Origin of the sequence: Roseovarius faecimaris, from assembly GCF_009762325.1 — a bacterium.
Classification (GTDB): Bacteria; Pseudomonadota; Alphaproteobacteria; order Rhodobacterales; family Rhodobacteraceae; genus Roseovarius; species Roseovarius faecimaris.
Genome location: NZ_CP034348.1, coordinates 795,360 through 813,645, shown reverse-complemented (window position 1 = coordinate 813,645; position 18,286 = coordinate 795,360). Strand labels below are relative to the sequence as shown.

Sequence of the window (18,286 nt, the reverse complement as noted above, 5' to 3'; positions counted from 1 at the left end):
CCTTGAGGCGTGATCGGAAAGGCAGGTCACATGAAAATCGTCGGACTTTTTAAGGCCGCCCTTTTGGGGCTGGTTGTTGCTGCGGGGCCAATTGCCACCGAAGCATTGGCTGAAAACGTACAGGTTGTACGCAAAGGCACCGGGCGCGATCTGAGCGTCCCCATGAACCGGGCAGTTGTCGTCGAAAGCGACACCCCTTTCGCGGAGCTGAGCATCGCGAACCCACAAATTGCTGATTTCTCGACACTTTCTGATCGTACGATCTATGTGCTCGGCAAATCGCCCGGGATCACCACCCTGACATTGCTGGATGCCAACGGGCGTCTGATCACCAATGTCAACGTGGCCGTGAGCCCGGATATTTCGGAATTCAAAGAGCGGCTGCGGCAGATTCTGCCGGGCGAACGGATCGAAGTGCGTTCAGCCAATGACGGCATCGTTCTGTCCGGGACCGTTTCCAGCACACCGAAGATGCAGCGCGCCCTCGATCTGGCGCAGCGCTACGCGCCCGAGCGGGTATCGAACCTGATGTCCGTGACCGGGAAGCAACAGGTGATGCTGAAGGTCCGTTTTGCCGAGATGAACCGCTCGGTCGCGAAATCGTTGAGTTCCTCGATCGCTTTTGGCGGCAACTGGCTGAGCGGCGATCTAAGCGTTACAAGCGAAACAGGCACCTGGCTTGACCCCGGAAACGGCTTGAATTCGGGGAATGTGATTACGCAGGCAGGCACCGAAGGCGCGATCGGGCTGGGCTTCAATGTCGGCTCGCTTCAGGTCGGTATGTTGCTGGAAGCCATGGAGGCCAAAGGCGTCGTCCGGACCCTTGCCGAGCCGAACCTGACCGCTCTGTCGGGGCAGGAAGCCAAGTTTCTGGCGGGCGGCGAATACCCCATTCCGGTTAACCAGGAAGACGACACGATCACCATCGATTACAAACCCTTCGGTGTTGAGCTGAACTTCGTGCCACGGGTTATGGATGATGAGATCATCAACCTGGAACTCTCCGCGGCGGTTTCTTCGATCGATTCGACCAACTCGTTCGATCAGGGCGGTTTGTCGATTGCCGGTTTCCGGCGCCGCGACGCCTCCACCACCGTGGTGCTGCGCGATGGCGAGAGCTTCGCGGTTGCGGGGCTGCTGCAGGATGACTTCCGCGACAATAACGGCCAGGTGCCCTGGCTTGGCGATGTGCCCATTCTCGGGGCGCTGTTCCGCTCCGCGGAGTACCAGCGGTCGCAGACCGAGCTTGTGATCATCGTGTCGGCCCACCTGGTCACGCCCACCCGTGGCGAGGCTCTGGCCCTGCCGACGGATCGGGTGAAACTGCCCTCTGAGGCAGACCTCTTCCTGCATGGACGTGTGGCCAAAAGCGCACGCGAGGTCAAAGGTGCTGCAGGCGAAGTTGCCAAACAGGACTTCACCGGCTCTTATGGTTACGTAATGGATTGATGGGAGGCAGAGGCACATGAAACATCTTCTCGCATCAGTCGGCCTTGTCGCCCTTGCTGCATGTTCCAGCACACCGGGTGAAGTGTTCCGCTCCTACAGCGAAACAGGCAGCCTCGTGGATAGCGGCGATTTCGGCAACGCCAATATGAACAACCATCTGGTGATGACCGGTGAGGCGGGCTACGTGCACAGTCTCGGCAACCGCTTCGCCTCGGAAGTTCAGACCACGGTCAACTTCGCCTTCGGATCCTCGCAGCTTGATGTCGGCGCGCGTGATACGCTGAGTGAACAAGCCCGGTGGATCAAGCAGTTCCCCGAAGTGCGGTTCAAGGTCTATGGCCACACCGACAAGGTGGGCTCGAACGCCTATAACAAGCGTCTCGGCCAGCAACGGGCCAATACCGTGGTGAACTATCTCGTCAGCCAGGGCATCAGCCGCTCCCGGCTGGAGGCAGTGGTTTCCTTCGGTGAAACCCAGCCGCTGATCGTGACGGAAGGGCGCGAGCGCCGCAATCGGCGCACGGTGACCGAAGTGACCGGTTTCGTGCAGTCGCATCCGGTGATCATGGATGGCAAATATGCCCAGGTCGTCTATCGCGAGACGATCTTGAGCGCCAAGCCGCCCAGCGATCTGGCCACGGTCAAGGAAAACGAAACGATTGTGATGTCCTCCGAATAGGGCTCAGGGATCTCCCTGTCCGGCGAGAGCCGGGCCACCTAAACCCGCCTCACGAGGCGGGTTTCTTTTGTTTTCAACCCATCGTTTCGGGGGGCTTCGAGGCCGCCGAGTGCCGCGCCAAATGTTTATCAATACCGCACAATTACGATCTTTTGGCCCAAATGTTGCCCCGATTCTTTGGGAAAGTCCTTTCGAAGCAAAAGTGCGCCCAATGAATTCTCGATGAGAAAACAAGGGCAAAGCACAGAAAACAAAGACTTTGAGCAGAACGTCAAAGGCAAAACAGATGGGATCGAGTAACGATGTCGAGTAGTGCGATGAATCAGCCAGAAGCCAGCCCGATCACGGCCTGCACGATCAGCCGCGATGTGCAGAACTTCGATCTTCTGATCGAAGATATGGAAACCGCCCTTGGCGAAGCCTGGGGCGATCTCGGCTTCAGCGAAGCCATGGCTTTCTTCAATCAATCCGACAGCGACGGGCTTGAGTTTGTCGCCATCGCCATCGACAGCTCCGACGAAGAAGAAATCGTTATGCTGGGCGATCTGATCACCCTGGCAAAGTCGAAGAAAATCAAGGTCATCCTGATCGCAGAAGATGTCAGCCCGGCTGTGCTGCATCAGCTTCTTCGCCAGGGGGCCGACGAATTCGTCCCCTACCCGCTTCCTGAGAACGAGCTGCAAGCCGCGATCGAGCGCCTCAACAAACAGCCCGAACCAGTGATGCAGGTCATGGCCGCCCCCACGGGTCACGGCGTGAGTGGTACAACTGGCGACGGAGTTCTGCTTGCCGTGCATGGTCTGGCGGGCGGCACCGGGGCGACCACCCTGGCGACGAACCTTGCCTATGAACTGGCCACGGTTGAGAAAAAAGCCGAGAACCCGAAAGTGTGCCTGCTGGATTTCGATCTGCAATTCGGTTCGGTCGCAACCTATCTCGACTTGCCGCGCCGCGACGTGGTCTATGAGATGTGGTCGGACACCGATGCGCTTGACCACGATATCTTCCGCCAGGCGCTGACCTCCTTCAACGACAAGATGCAGGTGCTGACGGCGCCGCTTGACATGCTGCCGCTTGATTTCGTCTCTCCCGAGGATGTGGCGAAGGTGATCGCGCTGGCGCGTCAGCATTTCGATTACGTGGTGATCGATATGCCCTCAACGCTGGTTCAGTGGTCCGAAACCGTGCTGCATGAGGCCCAGGTGTATTTTGCGACGCTGGAGCTGGATATGCGTTCGGCCCAGAACACGCTGCGTCTGAAGCGTGCTCTGCAAGCTGAGGATCTGCCGTTTGAGAAGATCCGTTTCTGCCTCAACCGCGCACCGAAATTTACCGATCTCAATGGCAAAAGCCGCGTCAAACGCATGTCGGAAAGCCTCGATATCAGCATCGAGATGCAGTTCCCCGATGGCGGCAAGCCGATCCCGCAATGCAATGACCATGGCCTGCCCCTGTCGGAATCGGCCGCGAAGAACCCGTTGCGCAAGGAAATCATGAAACTGGCTCGTTCTTTGCATGACCTTGGCAAAGACGAAGCTGAAGCCGCTTAAGGAGAGGATCAGAGATGTTCTCACGTTACAAGAAAGATAGCGGTGCTGCGAACAAGGCCGCGTCCCCCAAAGCTGACGGACCGAAAACCGCCCCAGTCGAGGCGGCCCCGGCGGTGTCGCTGCGAAAGCCTGTGCCGGTCAAGCCGGCCGAAAGCGTGCCGCAGGACAAGGAACGCAAGCGCAAGGAGCGGCTGAGCGAGATCAAGATCGAGCTGCACCGGTCGCTTCTGGATCACCTGAACCTCGGCGCGCTGGAAACCGCGACCGAGGCTGATCTGCGCGCCGAGATCGCGTCAATCTCCGAAGAGGTGCTGATCGAGCGCAATATCGTGCTCAATCGCGAGGACCGGACGACCCTGACTCAGGAACTCTATGATGAGGTCAGGGGTCTGGGACCGCTCGAAACCCTGCTCCAGGACGAGACGGTGAACGATATTCTCGTCAACGGACCGCATCAGATTTTCGTGGAACGCGCCGGGAAACTGGAACTCAGTGACGTCACCTTCAAGGATGAAAGGCACCTGCTGCGGATCATCGACAAGATCGTGAGCGCGGTGGGTCGCCGGGTGGACGAATCCAACCCTTATGTGGACGCCCGTCTTGCTGACGGTTCGCGTTTCAATGCGATGGTCCCGCCTGTGGCCGTAGATGGTAGCCTCGTCTCCATTCGTAAGTTCAAGAAAGACAAGCTCGGGATCGACGATCTTGTGGCTTTCGGGGCCTTCTCCGAAGAGATGGCCGCATATCTTCAGGCCGCGGTGGCCACCCGGCTGAACGTGATCGTCTCGGGCGGGACCGGCTCGGGTAAGACGACCACGCTCAACGCGCTGTCGTCCTTCATCGACAATTCCGAACGGATCCTGACCATCGAGGATACGGCGGAACTTCAGCTGCAACAGACCCATGTGGGCCGGATGGAAAGCCGCCCGCCCAACGTGGAAGGCAAGGGCGAGGTTTCTCCGCGCGACTGTCTGAAAAACGCCCTTCGGATGCGCCCTGACCGGATCATCGTGGGGGAAACGCGCGGCGAGGAAGTGATCGACATGCTGCAGGCCATGAACACCGGCCACGACGGCTCGATGACCACGATCCACGCCAACAACCCGCGCGACGCCATTTCCCGTCTGGAAAACATGGTCGCCATGGCCGGGATCGAGATGCCGCTGAAAGCCGTGCGCTCTCAGATCGCCTCGGCTGTGCACCTGATGGTCCAGGCCTCGCGTTTGCAGGACGGCTCGCGCCGCATGACCTCGATCACCGAAGTGACCGGGATGGAGGGCGACGTGATCTCGATGCAGGAGATCTTCCGCTTCCAGCGCGTCGGGCTGACCCCGGATAACAAGATCATCGGGCACTTCACCGGGACCGGTGTGCGCTCGAACTTTTCAGAACGGTTCCGTCTGTGGGGGTATGACCTGCCGCCGCAGATCTTCGAACCCATCGCGGCGGAGTAAGCGCCATGACTATCTCAGCAGAACCGATTATCTACATTCTGATCTTCGTCGGGGTGCTTGTCCTCGTCGAAGGCCTCTACCTGACGGTGTTTGGCCGGTCGATCAGCCTCAACAGCCGCGTCAACCGTCGGCTGGAGATGCTCGACAAGAACTCGAACCGCGAACAGGTCATGGAGCAGCTGCGCAAGGAAATGCAGCAGCACATGAAGGCCAAGAAAATCCCGCTGTATTCGATCCTGTCGGACAAGGCGCAAAAGGCCGCAATCGCGTTTTCGCCCAGGCAACTGATCATGATCATGGTCCTCCTGAGTTTCCTGGCCTTTCTCGGGCTCAGCGTCGGCACCGCGACCGGTCTTGGTGTGCGCGTGATCGTCTCGGTGGCCATGGGTGTGGGCGGTGTCTTTACCTGGGTGAGCATGAAGGCGGGCAAACGAATGGCCCTGCTGGAAGAGCAGCTTCCGGACGCGATCGAGCTGATGGTGCGCAGTCTGCGCGTGGGTCACCCCTTCTCCTCGGCCATCTCGATTGTGGCCAATGAGGTGGCCGATCCGCTCGCCACAGAGATGGGTATCATCGCCGACGAGGCCGCCTATGGCCGTGAGATGGGCGAAAGCCTGAAGGACATGGCGCAACGGCTCGACATGCAGGATCTGCGCTTTCTTGCGGTGGCCGTGACCATCCAACAGCAATCAGGTGGTAACCTGGCCGAAATCCTCGCGGGGCTTGCCAAGGTGATCCGCGCACGGTTCCGCCTGTTCCGCCGGGTCAAGGCGATCACCGCCGAGGCCAAATGGTCGGGCAAGTTCCTGTCGGCCTTCCCGCTGATCGCGCTGATCGCCATCAACCTGCTTGACCCCGACTACTACACGGAGGCGATGGAACACCCGTGGTTCATCCCGGCCTGCCTTGTTGTGGGGTTCTTCCTGACGATCAACCTCGTCGTGATGCGCGCCCTTGTGAATATCCGTGTGTAAGGAGCTGAAGATATGGACTTTCTGACAGATCTGTTTGGCCCCTTTGGACCGATCATCGCCGTTGGCAGCCTGGGCATCGTGCTCGTTGCCTTCGTGGTGGCCGCCCTTCTGACACAGCGCAAGGACCCGCTGGAGAAGCTGAAGGAAAGCCAGCACAACCAGATGCGCAATGCGGACCTGCAACAGCAGCTGCGCACAGGGCAGAAAAACAAGAAGCTGGACAAATACGCCAACTTCCTGGAACCGCAGGATGCCAAGCAACTCAGCCAGATCCGGCTGACGCTGATGCAGGCGGGCTATCGCCATCGCGACGCGGTGCGCTTCTTCCACTTCGCGCAAATGGCCGGGGCGATCGGCCTGCTGATCCTCGGGGTGCTTTACTTCCTGCTGTTCAAGGCCGGGAACGAAAACACCACCACGACCCAGGCGATCATGTACATTCTGGGCCCTGGCCTGGTCGGCTACATGATCCCGAAATACTGGGTCACCAAGCGTCGCCAGCAGCGGCAGCAGGAAATCGAGGAAGGGTTCCCCGACAGCCTCGACATGATGCTCGTCTGCGTCGAGGCCGGTCAGTCCATGGACCAGTCGATTATCCGGGTTTCCAAGGAACTCGCCTCGTCCTATCCGGCATTGGCGGAAGAGTATGAGATCGTGGCGCATCAGATCAAGGCAGGGCGCGACAAGCCCGGCGTTCTGGGCGAACTGGCCGAGCGGTGCGGCGTGCAGGATATCGCCAGCTTTACCACCGTGCTGATCCAGTCCCAGCAGTTCGGGACATCCGTTGCCGATGCGCTTCGGGTCTATGCCGGGGAGATGCGTGACAAACGTGTCATGCGTGCCGAAGAAAAGGCCAACAAGCTTCCGACAAAGATGACTTTGGCCACGATGATGCTTACAGTTCCGCCATTGCTGATCATTCTGATCGGCCCATCGGTTCTGGGTATCATGGATCTGTTTGCCATGGCCCTCTGATAGGAAGAGGCATAATGGCTCGGGCAGGGCTAGTATTACTTCTCGTCGCGGCTCTTGCGGGCTGCGACGAGCGCGTTGATAAAGAGAGTCCGTTTGCACCTGGTGTGGCCAAGCGGGGCGAGACCGTGGACCCGATGCTCGTGGGCCACAGGCTGATGTATGCGGGCGAATACGAACTTGCGATCAAGAGTTTTTCGCGCGCGGCCCTTGATCAGGGCATGACCGGCGAGGTTCTGACCGGGATCGGCAGCGCCTATCTGGCCCTGGGGCGTCTGGGACAGGCAGAAGACCTGTTGCGCAAGGCTATCGAACAGGAAGAACGGGCGCCCGAAGCCTGGAACAATCTGGGCGTTGTGCTCATGGAACAGGGCGAAATCGCTGAGGCGAGCCAGATGTTTCGCCGGGCCTATGCGCTCGATAATGGCGAAAGTGACTCAATCCGCGATAATTTGCGCTTAGCGCTCGCAAAAATTGAAAATCCGGTCTATGATGAGGTAGAAGAACAAGAATTCAAAGTGGTACGGCGGGGTAGCAGCGACTACCTGATACGCAAGATACCATAATCGAGGCGAGGCAGTAAAAGGACGCAAACACAATGCGTTATATCCTTCTTTCCATGTGTGCCCTTGGGGCGATGGCTCTTTCGGGCTGTGAAGAAAAGATCAACACCGAAGAGGTGGACCGCGCGTTGCAGGACATCAACGTCGTGGATGAGACCAATCTTAACGATGTGATGCTGGTGGCCGCCGATGCGGGCGAAGCTGTGAACTATTTCAAGAAAGCGACGAGCCAGCAACCTGACCGGATCGACCTTCAGCGCGGTCTGGCCAAATCTCTTGTCCGGGCGAGCCGCCCGACCGAGGCCGTCGCCGCCTGGCAGAAAGTGGTCGATCACAAGGACAGTGTCGAAGAAGACAAGGTTGATTTCGCCGACGCGCTCATTCGCAACAATGAGTGGGACCGGGCCGACGCCATGCTCGACCAGGTGCCGCCCACCTATGAGACCTTCAAGCGCTACCGCCTGGAAGCGATGATCGCCGACAGCAACAAGGAGTGGAAGAAGGCCGACAGTTTCTATGAAACGGCCGTGGGCCTGACCACCCGACCGGCAGGCGTGATGAACAACTGGGGCTATTCCAAGCTGAGCCGTGGCGATTTCGCCGGGGCCGAGCGGCTCTTTACCGAGGCGATCCAGAACGACCAGTCGCTCTTTACCGCCAAGAACAACCTCATCCTGGCCCGTGGCGCGCAAAAGAAATACTCTTTGCCCGTCATCCCCTCGACCCAGACCGAACGCGCGCAGCTTCTCTATACGCTCGGACTTTCTGCGGTAAAACAAGGGGATACCACGATTGCCAAGGGGCTGTTCCGCGATGCGGTTGAGACCCATCCGCAGCATTTCGAGGAAGCCTCGCGGTCACTGGCGGCACTGGAAGACAACGTCTCGAACTGAGCCCATGCAGTTCCACCTCAGCTTTGCCGAAGCGGCGTTGTTCCTGCCCTTCGTGGCGCCTATTTGCCTCTGGATCATCTGGAGCGACCTGAGCCGGATGAAGATCCCCAATGTCGCAAACATGGCCCTTTTGGCTGTGTTTGTGCTTCTGGGGCTCTTCGTTTTGGAGCCGGGGGCGTTTGGCTGGCGGCTGGTTCAGCTTGCGATCGTTCTGGTGCTGGCCTTCCTGGCCAATATCATCGGGATGATGGGCGCGGGCGACAGCAAGTTTCTTGCGGCCGCCGCCCCTTTTGTGGCGCCGGGCGATGCGGTCGCCGTGTTGATGCTGCTGGCGGCCATAACGCTTTGCGCATTGGCCGTACACCGCGCGGCCAAGAAAAGCGCCCTGCGCCAAATGGCGCCGGATTGGGTCAGCTGGAGCAATGACGAGAAATTCCCGATGGGGTTTGCCCTGGGCGGGACGCTGATCGCCTATCTGCTGATGGGGCTTCTTCGGGGCGCCTGAGCCCCTGCCCCCAAGCTGCCCGAGCCTTTCCTTATTTTGCACATCTTTGCCGGGCAAATTGCCCTTTGAGGCACTGCGCCCGGCGCGCGGTGCAGCAGGATATTGAGAATACAAGGCAGGCAGATCGACATGAATATGCAAGTCTCACAAGGGGTTCAGGCCCCACCGCCCCCGGCCACACTGGAAGAGATGAAGCTTCCAATCGTGATGATGCGGGATATTCTGCTCAAGACGATATTCCGCAAGAACCTCGATCTTGTGAGTGAAATCGCACAGGCCATCTGTCTGCCCCGCGCGGTGACGCAGGAGCTCGTCGATATGGCCCGGGTGCAAAAGCTTGTCGAAGCAACAGGTACGCTGAACGCCAATTCGGGTGGCGAGATGGGCTATCAGCTGACCGATGCAGGCAAGAGCCGTGCGCTCGACGCGCTCAGTCAGTCAGAATATTTCGGGGCGATGCCGGTCCCGCTCGATATCTACCGCGAACAGGTCAAGCGCCAGTCGATCCGCAACATCCAGATCACCCGGGACCAGCTGACCAATGCGATGGGGCATCTTGTGCTGCCCGACAGCCTGCTTGACCATCTGGGGCCGGCGGTCTCGGCCGGCCGCTCTATCCTGATGTATGGACCTCCGGGGAACGGGAAATCCTCGATTTCAAATGGTATTCGCGACGCGATGGGCGACAAGATCTATGTTCCGCGCGCCATCGAATATTCCGGCCAGGTGATCACGGTCTATGACCCGATCGTGCATTCCAAGGCAGAGGTTGAGGTGGACGACCCCAACAGCCTGCGTCGCACCCGGACCTTCGACACGCGCTATGTGCGTTGCGAGCGGCCCACGGTGATCACCGGCGGGGAACTTTCGCTCGAGATGCTCGATCTCGTCTACAACCCCACCGCGCGGACCTACCAGGCCCCGCTGCAACTCAAGTCCACTGGCGGTATCTTCATCGTGGACGACCTTGGCCGCCAGGCCGAACCGCCGCAATCGCTGGTCAACCGCTGGATCGTTCCGCTGGAGGAAAACAAGGATATTCTGGCCCTGCAATCAGGCGAGAAGTTCGAAGTGCCGTTCGACACGCTGGTGATCTTCTCCACCAACTTTCACCCGAACGAGATTTTCGACAAAGCGGCCCTGCGCCGGATCTTCTTCAAGATCAAGGTCGACGGCCCCTGTCAGGAAGATTTCCTAAAAATCTTTGCCATGGTGGCGCGCAAGCGGCAGATGCCGCTGGATGAGGCGGCCCTCGTTTACCTGCTGAAAACGAAATATCCGACGATCGACAATGTCTACGCGAACTATCAGCCGATCTTCCTGATCGATCAGATGATCTCTATCTGTGAATTCGAGGGACTCCCCTATCAGATGAGCCCCGAACTGATCGAACGCGCCTGGGCCAACATGTTCGTGAAGGAAGAAGAGATCGTTCACTGATTGTCAGACCGCAGGCCGGTTACCCGGCCTGCCAGACACCTTATCCGTTGCTCCAGTTTGCAACCACGTCGTACCCAACCGGCTCCGGCGGGGCCAGCATGAACTCGGCGAAGTTGCTCCAAAGCGCAGCCACCTTTTCGGCATTGGCATTCGAGCTTTCTTCACTTTCGACCACAGCGATGACATAGCCGGTACCATCATCGTTCATGACATTGATGAAATTGTGCATTCCCGGCATCCCGAGGATCTCTGCTTTCAACGCGTTCATCTTTTCCGTGGCCGCGTCCTTGGAGCCTGGTTTCATCCGGTAGTGTGTTACCCGTGCAAACATAATCTATCCCCCAGTTATTAATAAAATTCGCCACCGCTCTGCGGGTTGGCTCGGAACACATACCATAATTCCGGTCAAATTTGGGGGAATTTCACACGCTCAAGGATCTCGCCGCGGATAGGCAATGGCCAAATCGGGGACACGCGCACTACATTTCCGGCATGACACGCCTTCCCGATCAGATATCCAAATGGTTCGCCGCACGCGGCTGGTCCGTCCACTCGCATCAGCAGGCCATGCTGGAGCGCGCCGAAGATCCCGCGCTGCTGCTTATCGCACCCACCGGGGGCGGCAAGACACTGGCCGGTTTCTTGCCGACGCTGGCTGACCTGGCGACGGGCGACCACCGGGGCCTTCACACGCTCTATATCTCTCCGCTGAAGGCGCTTGCGGCAGATATCAAGCGCAATCTGCGCACGCCCGTCGATGAGATGGGCCTGCCGATCCGGATCGAGGACCGCACCGGCGACACACCCGCCAGCCGTAAGAAACGCCAGCGGGCAGACCCGCCGCATATCCTGCTGACCACGCCCGAAAGCCTTGCATTGCTGACCTCCTACGAGGACGCACCGCGCATGTTTGCCGGTCTCAAACGCGTGGTGGTCGATGAGATTCATGCCCTTGCCGAAAGCAAACGCGGCGATCAGCTTTTCCTCGCGCTCAGCCGCCTTCAGGCCATGTGCCCCGGGCTCAGGCGCGTGGGCCTTTCGGCCACGGTGGAAGATCCGGGCGCCATCGCCGGGCTTCTTGCATGTCACCCCGACCCCTGTGAGATCCTGCAGGCCGACCCGGGCCCGGACCCGGACATTTCGATGCTGGAAACCAAAGAAAAACCCCCCTGGGCCGGTGGGGGCGCCGCCTATGCGATCCCGGCTGTGATGGATCAGATCAAAGCCCATACCACCACGCTGATCTTTCACAACACGCGTGCGCAGGCAGAAATTTTCTTTCATAATCTGTGGCTTGCCAATGATGATGGGTTACCTATCGGAATTCATCACGGCAGCCTTGACCGGGTACAGCGCGAGCGGGTCGAAGCGGCGATGCAGCGTGGCGAACTACGCGCGATTGTCTGCACCGGAAGCCTCGATCTGGGGATCGACTGGGGCGATGTGGACCTTGTCATTCAGATTGGTGCGCCGAAAAACGTCAAACGTCTGGTTCAGCGGATCGGGCGGGCCAATCACCGCTACAATGCGCCTTCAAAGGCGTTGCTGGTGCCTGCCAACCGGTTCGAGGTGATCGAGTGCCATGCCGCGCTTGAAGCCGTGCGCGCCCATGATCTTGACGGCGACCCGCGCGGGCCGGGACCGCGCGATGTGCTGTGCCAGCATATCCTGATCCGGGCCTGCGCGGGGCCATTCGACGCCGATACGCTCTTTGCGGAGGTCATCTCCAGCGGGGCCTATACAGGCCTGACACGTCCTGAATTCGATGCCTGCCTGACCTTCTGCGCCACCGGCGGCTATGCCCTGCGCGCCTATGATCAATGGCAGAGGCTTCAGCAGCGCCCCGACGGGCTCTGGCAATTGCGCGACCCGCGCGCGGCTCAGCTCATTCGCATGAATATCGGCACGATCCAGGACACGGATACGCTCAAGGTGCGGCTCAAGCGCAACCGGGGGGGCAAGCCGCTGGGCGAGGTCGAGGAAGGCTTTGCCGCAACGCTCAGCCCCGGCGACACCTTTCTCATCGGCGGACAAATCGTGCGCTTCGAGAGCCTGCGCGAGATGGTGGTGGAGGTTAGCCGTGACCCCGGCCGCAAGCCCAAGATCGCCACGTTCATGGGCACCAAGTTCGCCACGTCCACGCAGCTCAGTCAGCGCATTCTCGCCCTGCTGAAAGCCGGTGACTGGAGCGCCCTGCCCTCTCATACACAGGAGTGGCTGGAGCTGCAGGCAGAGCTGTCTCAACTGCCCCGCGCCGGGCGGCTTCTGATCGAAAGCTTCAAACAGGACGGGCGCGAAAATATCTGCGTTTATGGGTTTGCGGGGCGGAACGCACAGCAGACCCTGGGCCTTCTGCTGACCAAAAGAATGGAAGAGATGGGGCTGGCACCGCTCGGCTTCGTGGCCACCGATTATGCCACGCTGATCTGGGGGCTGGACCGGCTGACCGATGCGGGCCCGCTTTTTGAGCCTGACAAGCTGCGCGCCGGGCTGGACCAATGGCTGGCAGGTAACGCTTTGATGAAACGGACTTTTCGAAGCTCGGCCACGATTGCCGGGCTGATCCAGCGCAATACGCCCCAAGCGCGAAAGTCTGGGAGGCAGGCGAACATGTCCTCTGACATCATCTACGACACGCTGGTGAAATACGACCCCGATCACCTCCTGTTACGGATCACGCGCGAGGAGGCAATGCGAGGGCTGATCGACTTTGGCAGGATCGAAGAGATGCTGTCGCGGATATCCGGCCGGATTGACCTTCTGCGCCTGCCCCATATCTCGCCCTTCGCCGCCCCGCTGCTGCTGGAGGTGGGCAAAACCCCGGTTCAGGGCGAAGGACACGAGCGGCTTCTGGCAGAGGAGGCGTCGCGGCTCATGCAGGAGGCGGGCCTGCCACCCTGACCCCCTTGCAAAACCCGCAGGAGACGCGCATAGAACAGACCATGAACGGTTATGGTTTTTCTTTCTTCGGCGAAGCACTGGTCGCCCTCGGATCAGGCGCGCTGCATTGGCCCGAACAGCGGCTTTTGTGCGTCTCTGACCTGCATCTCGGGAAATCGGAGCGTCGGGCGCGGATGGGAGAGGCACCGCTTCCGCCGTATGAAACGCGCGATACGCTGCTGCGGCTCGAGGACGACCTGCGCCATACCGGCGCGCGCCATGTCATATGTCTTGGCGACAGCTTTGATGACAGCGGTGCCGCCGCGACCCTGCCCGAAGACGAAAAACTCTGGATTTCACGATTGCAGGCCGGTCGGCGCTGGCTCTGGATCGAGGGCAATCACGATCCGGGCCCGATCGACCTGGGCGGGTCGCATCGGCAGGAAGAGCGTATCGGCCCGCTTTGCTTTCGCCACATCGCCAGACCCGAAGCCCGGGCCGAAGTGTCCGGCCATTACCATCCAAAGGCGCGGCTTGCTCTGCGCGGGGCATCGGTTTCCAGACCCGCCTTTCTGGTGGATCGCGCGCGGCTGATCCTGCCGGCATATGGCACCTATACGGGCGGTCTTCGAAGCCATGATGCGGCGTTGTGCGCGTTGATGGATCCTGATGCGCTGGCCATTCTCACCGGGCCCAAACCCGTTGCCGTCCCGATGCCGCGCTAAGCGGCTTTCGACTTCAGGAACAGACCGGCCTTTTCCAGGTTGCAGCGGTATTTGCGGCTTACCGGCAATTCATCGCCATTGCGCAGCACCACAACGATTTTCTGCGCATTGACCCGCCTGACTTCGCGGATTGCATCCCGTGCCACCCAGTGCGACCGATGCACGCAAAATCCCTCAACGCCTCCCATCTCATCAATCGCATCGCTCATCCGCACGCGTACCAGGGCACGACCGCGATCGGTGGTGACATCGACATGGTGATTGCTGGCGGACAAGCTCAGTATGTCTGCCTTGATGTCATCCGGAAGACGCCGGAGCAGGCGCACCTCGCTCGTCTCATCGCTCACGTTTTCCTCTGGTACCTCGTCGGCGGGTTCGTCCGGCGGCATCAGGAACTTTCGGAACGTGAAGATCGCCGCAGCGACGACAAAAGTATTGAAGGTGATCAGCGGCGGCGACACCCACAATCCAGGTGCGGATTGCGCCATCAGCATACGCCAGGCGATCACCATGGGCGCAAGAATGACGGTCAAGGCGCAGGCCGCCATCAGCGAAAAACGATAGCTGTTCTCGGAGCCGAGCCACCAGAACAACACCGCGCGCACACTCAAGCCCAGCGCCACACCGAAGAAGGCGATGGCGCCCCAGTAGATTGTCCGCGAAAACAGGCTGAGATGCTCATATGTGCCAAACGGGCCGGCCAGTACCGCGACAAGCCAGGAACTGCCCAGTATAAAGAATGTGAACGGCGAAAAAGCACGCCGATAGGTGCTGATCAGAATATCCTGAAAAGCCCCTGCCGAACGATCAGGCATACCTGATCCGATTGTAATTTGCGCAGTACGTGCCGTATCTTAGCAAAGGTCCACCCCGGGTTTCGATTGACTTAACATCAGTATCCATACTTCAATCTTTCTCAATATGGGAAATGATCACAATATGTCCCCGCAAATTGAACTCAAGATCCGCAGAAGCTTTGCCGCACAATCCTTAATGGAGAGTTTGGGCGCTCGTCTTGAAACGGTCAACTGCGGTGAAATAACGATCTCGGCACCGATCCGCGAGGGCAATCTCCAGCAGCATGGGTATGCCCATGCCGGGGTGACCTTTGCCATCGGCGATAGTGCGGCGGGATATGCCGCTCTCAGCATGATGCCGGACGATCACGAGGTTCTGACAACCGAGATGAAGATCAACCTGCTTGCCCCCGGCAAGGGCACACAGCTTGTGGCACGCGGCAGGGTGATCAAACCGGGTCGGCGGTTGGTGGTGGTGCAGGCGGATATCTATGCCGTGGATGACGGGCAGGAAACGCATGTCGCACTGATGACAGGCACGATGATGCCCATGGCCCCAAAGACATAGGGCGCGCCGTCATGGCGCGCCCTGTCTTGTTCACTGAGGCGGGGTTCAGGCGGTCAGCCCTTCCGGCTCCGACAGGCCATGCGCGCGGCAGCAGGCGGTCACGGTGTTGGCCAGCAGGCAGGCGATGGTCATCGGACCAACGCCGCCTGGCACAGGGGTGATCGCTCCGGCCCGCTCGGATGCGCTGGCAAAATCCACATCGCCGACGAGCTTGTTCTTGCCATCACGCTCGATGCGGTTGATGCCCACATCAATCACGGTGGCCCCTTCCTTGATCCAGTCGCCGGGCACCATCTCGGGGCGGCCAACGGCGGCCACGACGATATCGGCGCGACGCACCACGTCGGGCAAATCCTTGGTGCGGCTGTGGGCGATGGTCACGGTGCAGCTGTCGCCAAGCAAAAGCTGCGCCATCGGCTTGCCCACGATGTTGGAACGCCCGATCACGACGGCATCCATGCCGCTGAGGCTGCCATGATAGTCGCGCAGCATCATCAGACACCCGAGCGGGGTGCAGGGCACCATGCTCTTCTGACCTGTGCCCAGAAGGCCCACGTTGGAGATGTGAAACCCGTCCACATCCTTGGCCGGGTCGATCGAGTTGATCACCAGATCTTCGTTCAGGTGGCCCGGCAGCGGCAATTGAACGAGGATGCCATGCACATCCTTGTCGTTGTTGAGCTGGTCGATCAGCGCCAGCAGATCCGCCTCGGAGGTATCGGCGTCAAGCTTGTGCTCGTAGGAGTTCATGCCCACCTCGACGGTTTGCTTGCCCTTGGAACGGACATAGACCTGGCTCGCCGGGTCCTCGCCCACCAGCACCACGGCGAGACCGGGGGTGATGTTGTGCTCTTCCTTCAGCCGCGCCACATGGCCCGCCACCTTCTCGCGCACCGTGGCCGCAAAGGCCTTGCCGTCAATGATTTGCGCCGTCATTTCATTTCCTTCGTTACTGGTGCGTGAGATCACGCACCCTACGTCAAACCCGTAGGGTGCGTGCTTGCACGCACCTTTTTCTTAGAACAGGCCTTCGATCTGGCCGTCTTCGTTGAGGCGGATGCTCATCGCAGCCGGTTTGCTGGGCAGGCCCGGCATGGTCATGATCTCACCGCAGACCACCACGACAAACCCGGCACCCGCGCTCAGACGCACCTCACGGATCGGCACCGAATGCCCGGTCGGCGCGCCGCGCAGGTTGGGATCGGTCGAGAAGCTGTACTGCGTTTTCGCCATGCAGATCGGCAGGTTGCCATAACCCTGATCTTCCCAGAGCTTGAGCTGATCGCGGATCTTCTTGTCGGCCAGCACCTCATCGGCACGGTAAATGCGTTTGGCGATGGTCTGGATCTTGTCGAAGAGCGGCATCTCGTCAGGGTAGATCGGCGCGAAGTTGGCATTGCCCGCATCCACCACCTCGACCACTTTCTTGGCCAGCGCCTCGGACCCTGCCGAGCCATGCTCCCAGTGCTGAGAGACGACAGCTTCGGCACCATGCTCCTTGACATAGGCCTTGACCGCTTCGACTTCGGCCTCGGTATCGGTCACGAAATGGTTGATCGCGACGACAACCGGCACGCCGAAGCCCTTCAGGTTCTCGATGTGACGGCCCAGGTTCGGGCAGCCCTTCTTGACCGCGTCCACGTTCTCGGGGCCCAGATCGGCCTTGGCCACACCGCCGTTCATCTTCATCGCGCGGACCGTTGCCACCAGCACCACTGCCGACGGGGCCAGCCCCGCCTTGCGGCACTTGATGTTCATGAACTTCTCGGCGCCCAGGTCGGCCCCGAAGCCCGCTTCGGTCACCACGTAATCGGCGATTTTCAGCGCCGTGGTGGTTGCGATCACCGAGTTGCAGCCATGCGCGATATTGGCGAAGGGGCCGCCATGCACGAAGGCCGGGTTGTTTTCCAGCGTCTGCACAAGGTTGGGCTGCATCGCGTCTTTCAACAGCACCGTCATGGCACCTTCGGCCCCGATGTCGCGGCAGAAGACCGGCGAGCGGTCGCGGCGATAGGCCACGATCATGTCGCCAAGGCGCGTCTCGAGGTCCTTGAGGTCTTTGGCGAGGCATAGGATCGCCATGACTTCGGAAGCCACGGTGATGTCAAACCCGTCTTCGCGGGCAAAACCGTTGGACACACCACCCAGCGACGAGGTGATCTGACGCAAGGAGCGGTCGTTCATGTCGACGACGCGGCGCCAGGTCACGCGGCGGGTGTCGATCCCGGCCTCGTTGCCCCAGTAGATATGGTTGTCGAGCATGGCCGACAGCAGCGAATGGGCCGAGGTGATCGCGTGGAAGTCCCCGGTGAAGTGGAGGTTCATGTCCTCCATCGGCACAACTTGTGCATAGCCGCCACCGGCCGCGCCGCCCTTCATCCCGAAGTTCGGGCCAAGCGATGCTTCGCGAATGCAGATCATCGCCTTCTTGCCGATCCGGTTCAGACCGTCGCCAAGGCCCACGGTGGTCGTGGTCTTGCCCTCGCCCGCCGGGGTCGGGTTGATCGCAGTCACCAGGATCAGCTTGCCATTGTTGTTCGACTGGACCGAGTTGATATACGCCTGGCTGATCTTCGCCTTGTCATGGCCATAGGGCAGCAGGTGCTCGCTCGGAATGCCAAGCTTGTCGCCGATCTCCTGGATGGGGCGTTTCTTAGCTTCGCGGGCGATCTCGATATCGGATTTGTAGCTCATGGCGGTTCCTTCGTTGAGGCCAGGGCAGAAATTTGCTGTGCCGGGTTTATCCGGTCTGCAACGGCATACAGATTGCGAATCCGACATTTCCGCCGCTTCTTGCGGCGATGGGCTGTGCTGGTGTTTCTCATCGGAAACATCGC

The 18,286-nt window shown here is 60.0% G+C and carries 17 protein-coding genes; 13 read left to right on the top strand and 4 right to left on the bottom strand.

The features are described from left to right. Positions 1 to 30: 30 nt before the first annotated feature. From EI983_RS04330 to EI983_RS04285, 10 genes are all read left to right on the top strand, one after another. Positions 31 to 1,449 (top strand): type II and III secretion system protein family protein, encoded by a 1,419-nt coding sequence (locus EI983_RS04330; RefSeq protein WP_157706176.1) that lies wholly within the window; start codon positions 31 to 33, stop codon positions 1,447 to 1,449. 16 nt (positions 1,450 to 1,465) lie between these two features. Then, positions 1,466 to 2,128 carry an OmpA family protein gene (locus EI983_RS04325; RefSeq protein ID WP_157706175.1) on the top strand — a complete coding sequence of 221 codons (663 nt, stop codon included), beginning with the start codon at positions 1,466 to 1,468 and terminating at the stop codon, positions 2,126 to 2,128. Between the two features lie 317 nt (positions 2,129 to 2,445). After that, on the top strand, positions 2,446 to 3,678 hold the full coding sequence (locus EI983_RS04320) for a CpaE/TadZ family protein (protein WP_343038628.1): 1,233 nt from the start codon (positions 2,446 to 2,448) through the stop codon (positions 3,676 to 3,678). 14 nt (positions 3,679 to 3,692) lie between these two features. Beyond that, complete coding sequence (locus tag EI983_RS04315; RefSeq protein WP_157706173.1) at positions 3,693 to 5,132, top strand: TadA family conjugal transfer-associated ATPase; 1,440 nt, start codon at positions 3,693 to 3,695, stop codon at positions 5,130 to 5,132. A 5-nt stretch (positions 5,133 to 5,137) separates the two neighbouring features. Further along, positions 5,138 to 6,106: a type II secretion system F family protein gene (locus tag EI983_RS04310; protein ID WP_157706172.1), complete on the top strand. Its 969-nt coding sequence runs from the start codon at positions 5,138 to 5,140 to the stop codon at positions 6,104 to 6,106. A 12-nt stretch (positions 6,107 to 6,118) separates the two neighbouring features. Next, the gene (locus tag EI983_RS04305) at positions 6,119 to 7,081 is read left to right on the top strand and encodes a type II secretion system F family protein (RefSeq protein ID WP_157706171.1); all 963 of its coding nucleotides are present in this window, start codon (positions 6,119 to 6,121) and stop codon (positions 7,079 to 7,081) included. A 14-nt stretch (positions 7,082 to 7,095) separates the two neighbouring features. Then, on the top strand, positions 7,096 to 7,644 hold the full coding sequence (locus tag EI983_RS04300; RefSeq protein WP_157706170.1) for a tetratricopeptide repeat protein: 549 nt from the start codon (positions 7,096 to 7,098) through the stop codon (positions 7,642 to 7,644). Positions 7,645 to 7,676: 32 nt separating this feature from the next. Beyond that, positions 7,677 to 8,534, top strand: coding sequence for a tetratricopeptide repeat protein (locus tag EI983_RS04295; protein ID WP_157706169.1), 858 nt, complete (start codon positions 7,677 to 7,679; stop codon positions 8,532 to 8,534). A gap of 4 nt (positions 8,535 to 8,538) precedes the next feature. Continuing rightward, positions 8,539 to 9,039, top strand: coding sequence for a prepilin peptidase (locus EI983_RS04290; RefSeq protein ID WP_157706168.1), 501 nt, complete (start codon positions 8,539 to 8,541; stop codon positions 9,037 to 9,039). 129 nt (positions 9,040 to 9,168) lie between these two features. Further along, positions 9,169 to 10,479 carry an ATPase gene (locus tag EI983_RS04285; RefSeq protein WP_157706167.1) on the top strand — a complete coding sequence of 437 codons (1,311 nt, stop codon included), beginning with the start codon at positions 9,169 to 9,171 and terminating at the stop codon, positions 10,477 to 10,479. 40 nt (positions 10,480 to 10,519) lie between these two features. On the opposite strand, the gene EI983_RS04280 is transcribed toward EI983_RS04285, so the two are convergent. Further along, the gene (locus tag EI983_RS04280; RefSeq protein ID WP_157706166.1) at positions 10,520 to 10,810 is read right to left on the bottom strand and encodes a hypothetical protein; all 291 of its coding nucleotides are present in this window, start codon (positions 10,808 to 10,810) and stop codon (positions 10,520 to 10,522) included. A 161-nt stretch (positions 10,811 to 10,971) separates the two neighbouring features. On the opposite strand from EI983_RS04280, the gene EI983_RS04275 reads away from it, so the two are divergent. Both EI983_RS04275 and pdeM read left to right on the top strand, forming a co-directional pair. Continuing rightward, positions 10,972 to 13,380 carry a ligase-associated DNA damage response DEXH box helicase gene (locus EI983_RS04275; RefSeq protein ID WP_157706165.1) on the top strand — a complete coding sequence of 803 codons (2,409 nt, stop codon included), beginning with the start codon at positions 10,972 to 10,974 and terminating at the stop codon, positions 13,378 to 13,380. 41 nt (positions 13,381 to 13,421) lie between these two features. Continuing rightward, on the top strand, positions 13,422 to 14,084 hold the full coding sequence (gene pdeM, locus EI983_RS04270) for a ligase-associated DNA damage response endonuclease PdeM (RefSeq protein WP_157706164.1): 663 nt from the start codon (positions 13,422 to 13,424) through the stop codon (positions 14,082 to 14,084). On the opposite strand, the gene EI983_RS04265 is transcribed toward pdeM, so the two are convergent. Beyond that, complete coding sequence (locus EI983_RS04265; protein ID WP_157706163.1) at positions 14,081 to 14,899, bottom strand: LytTR family DNA-binding domain-containing protein; 819 nt, start codon at positions 14,897 to 14,899, stop codon at positions 14,081 to 14,083. The two genes, pdeM and EI983_RS04265, sit on opposite strands and share 4 nt — an antisense overlap. A 124-nt stretch (positions 14,900 to 15,023) precedes the next feature. Between EI983_RS04265 and EI983_RS04260 the strand changes: the two genes are divergently transcribed. Beyond that, a complete protein-coding gene (locus EI983_RS04260) occupies positions 15,024 to 15,449 on the top strand; it encodes a PaaI family thioesterase (protein WP_157706162.1) in 426 nt (141 codons plus the stop codon). A 45-nt stretch (positions 15,450 to 15,494) separates the two neighbouring features. Here the strand turns inward: EI983_RS04260 and folD are convergent, their stop codons facing one another. Beyond that, entirely contained in the window at positions 15,495 to 16,385 is an 891-nt protein-coding gene (gene folD, locus EI983_RS04255) for a bifunctional methylenetetrahydrofolate dehydrogenase/methenyltetrahydrofolate cyclohydrolase FolD (protein ID WP_157706161.1), read from the bottom strand. 81 nt (positions 16,386 to 16,466) lie between these two features. Then, positions 16,467 to 18,143 (bottom strand): formate--tetrahydrofolate ligase, encoded by a 1,677-nt coding sequence (locus EI983_RS04250; RefSeq protein WP_157706160.1) that lies wholly within the window; start codon positions 18,141 to 18,143, stop codon positions 16,467 to 16,469. Between the last annotated feature and the right edge of the window lie 143 nt (positions 18,144 to 18,286).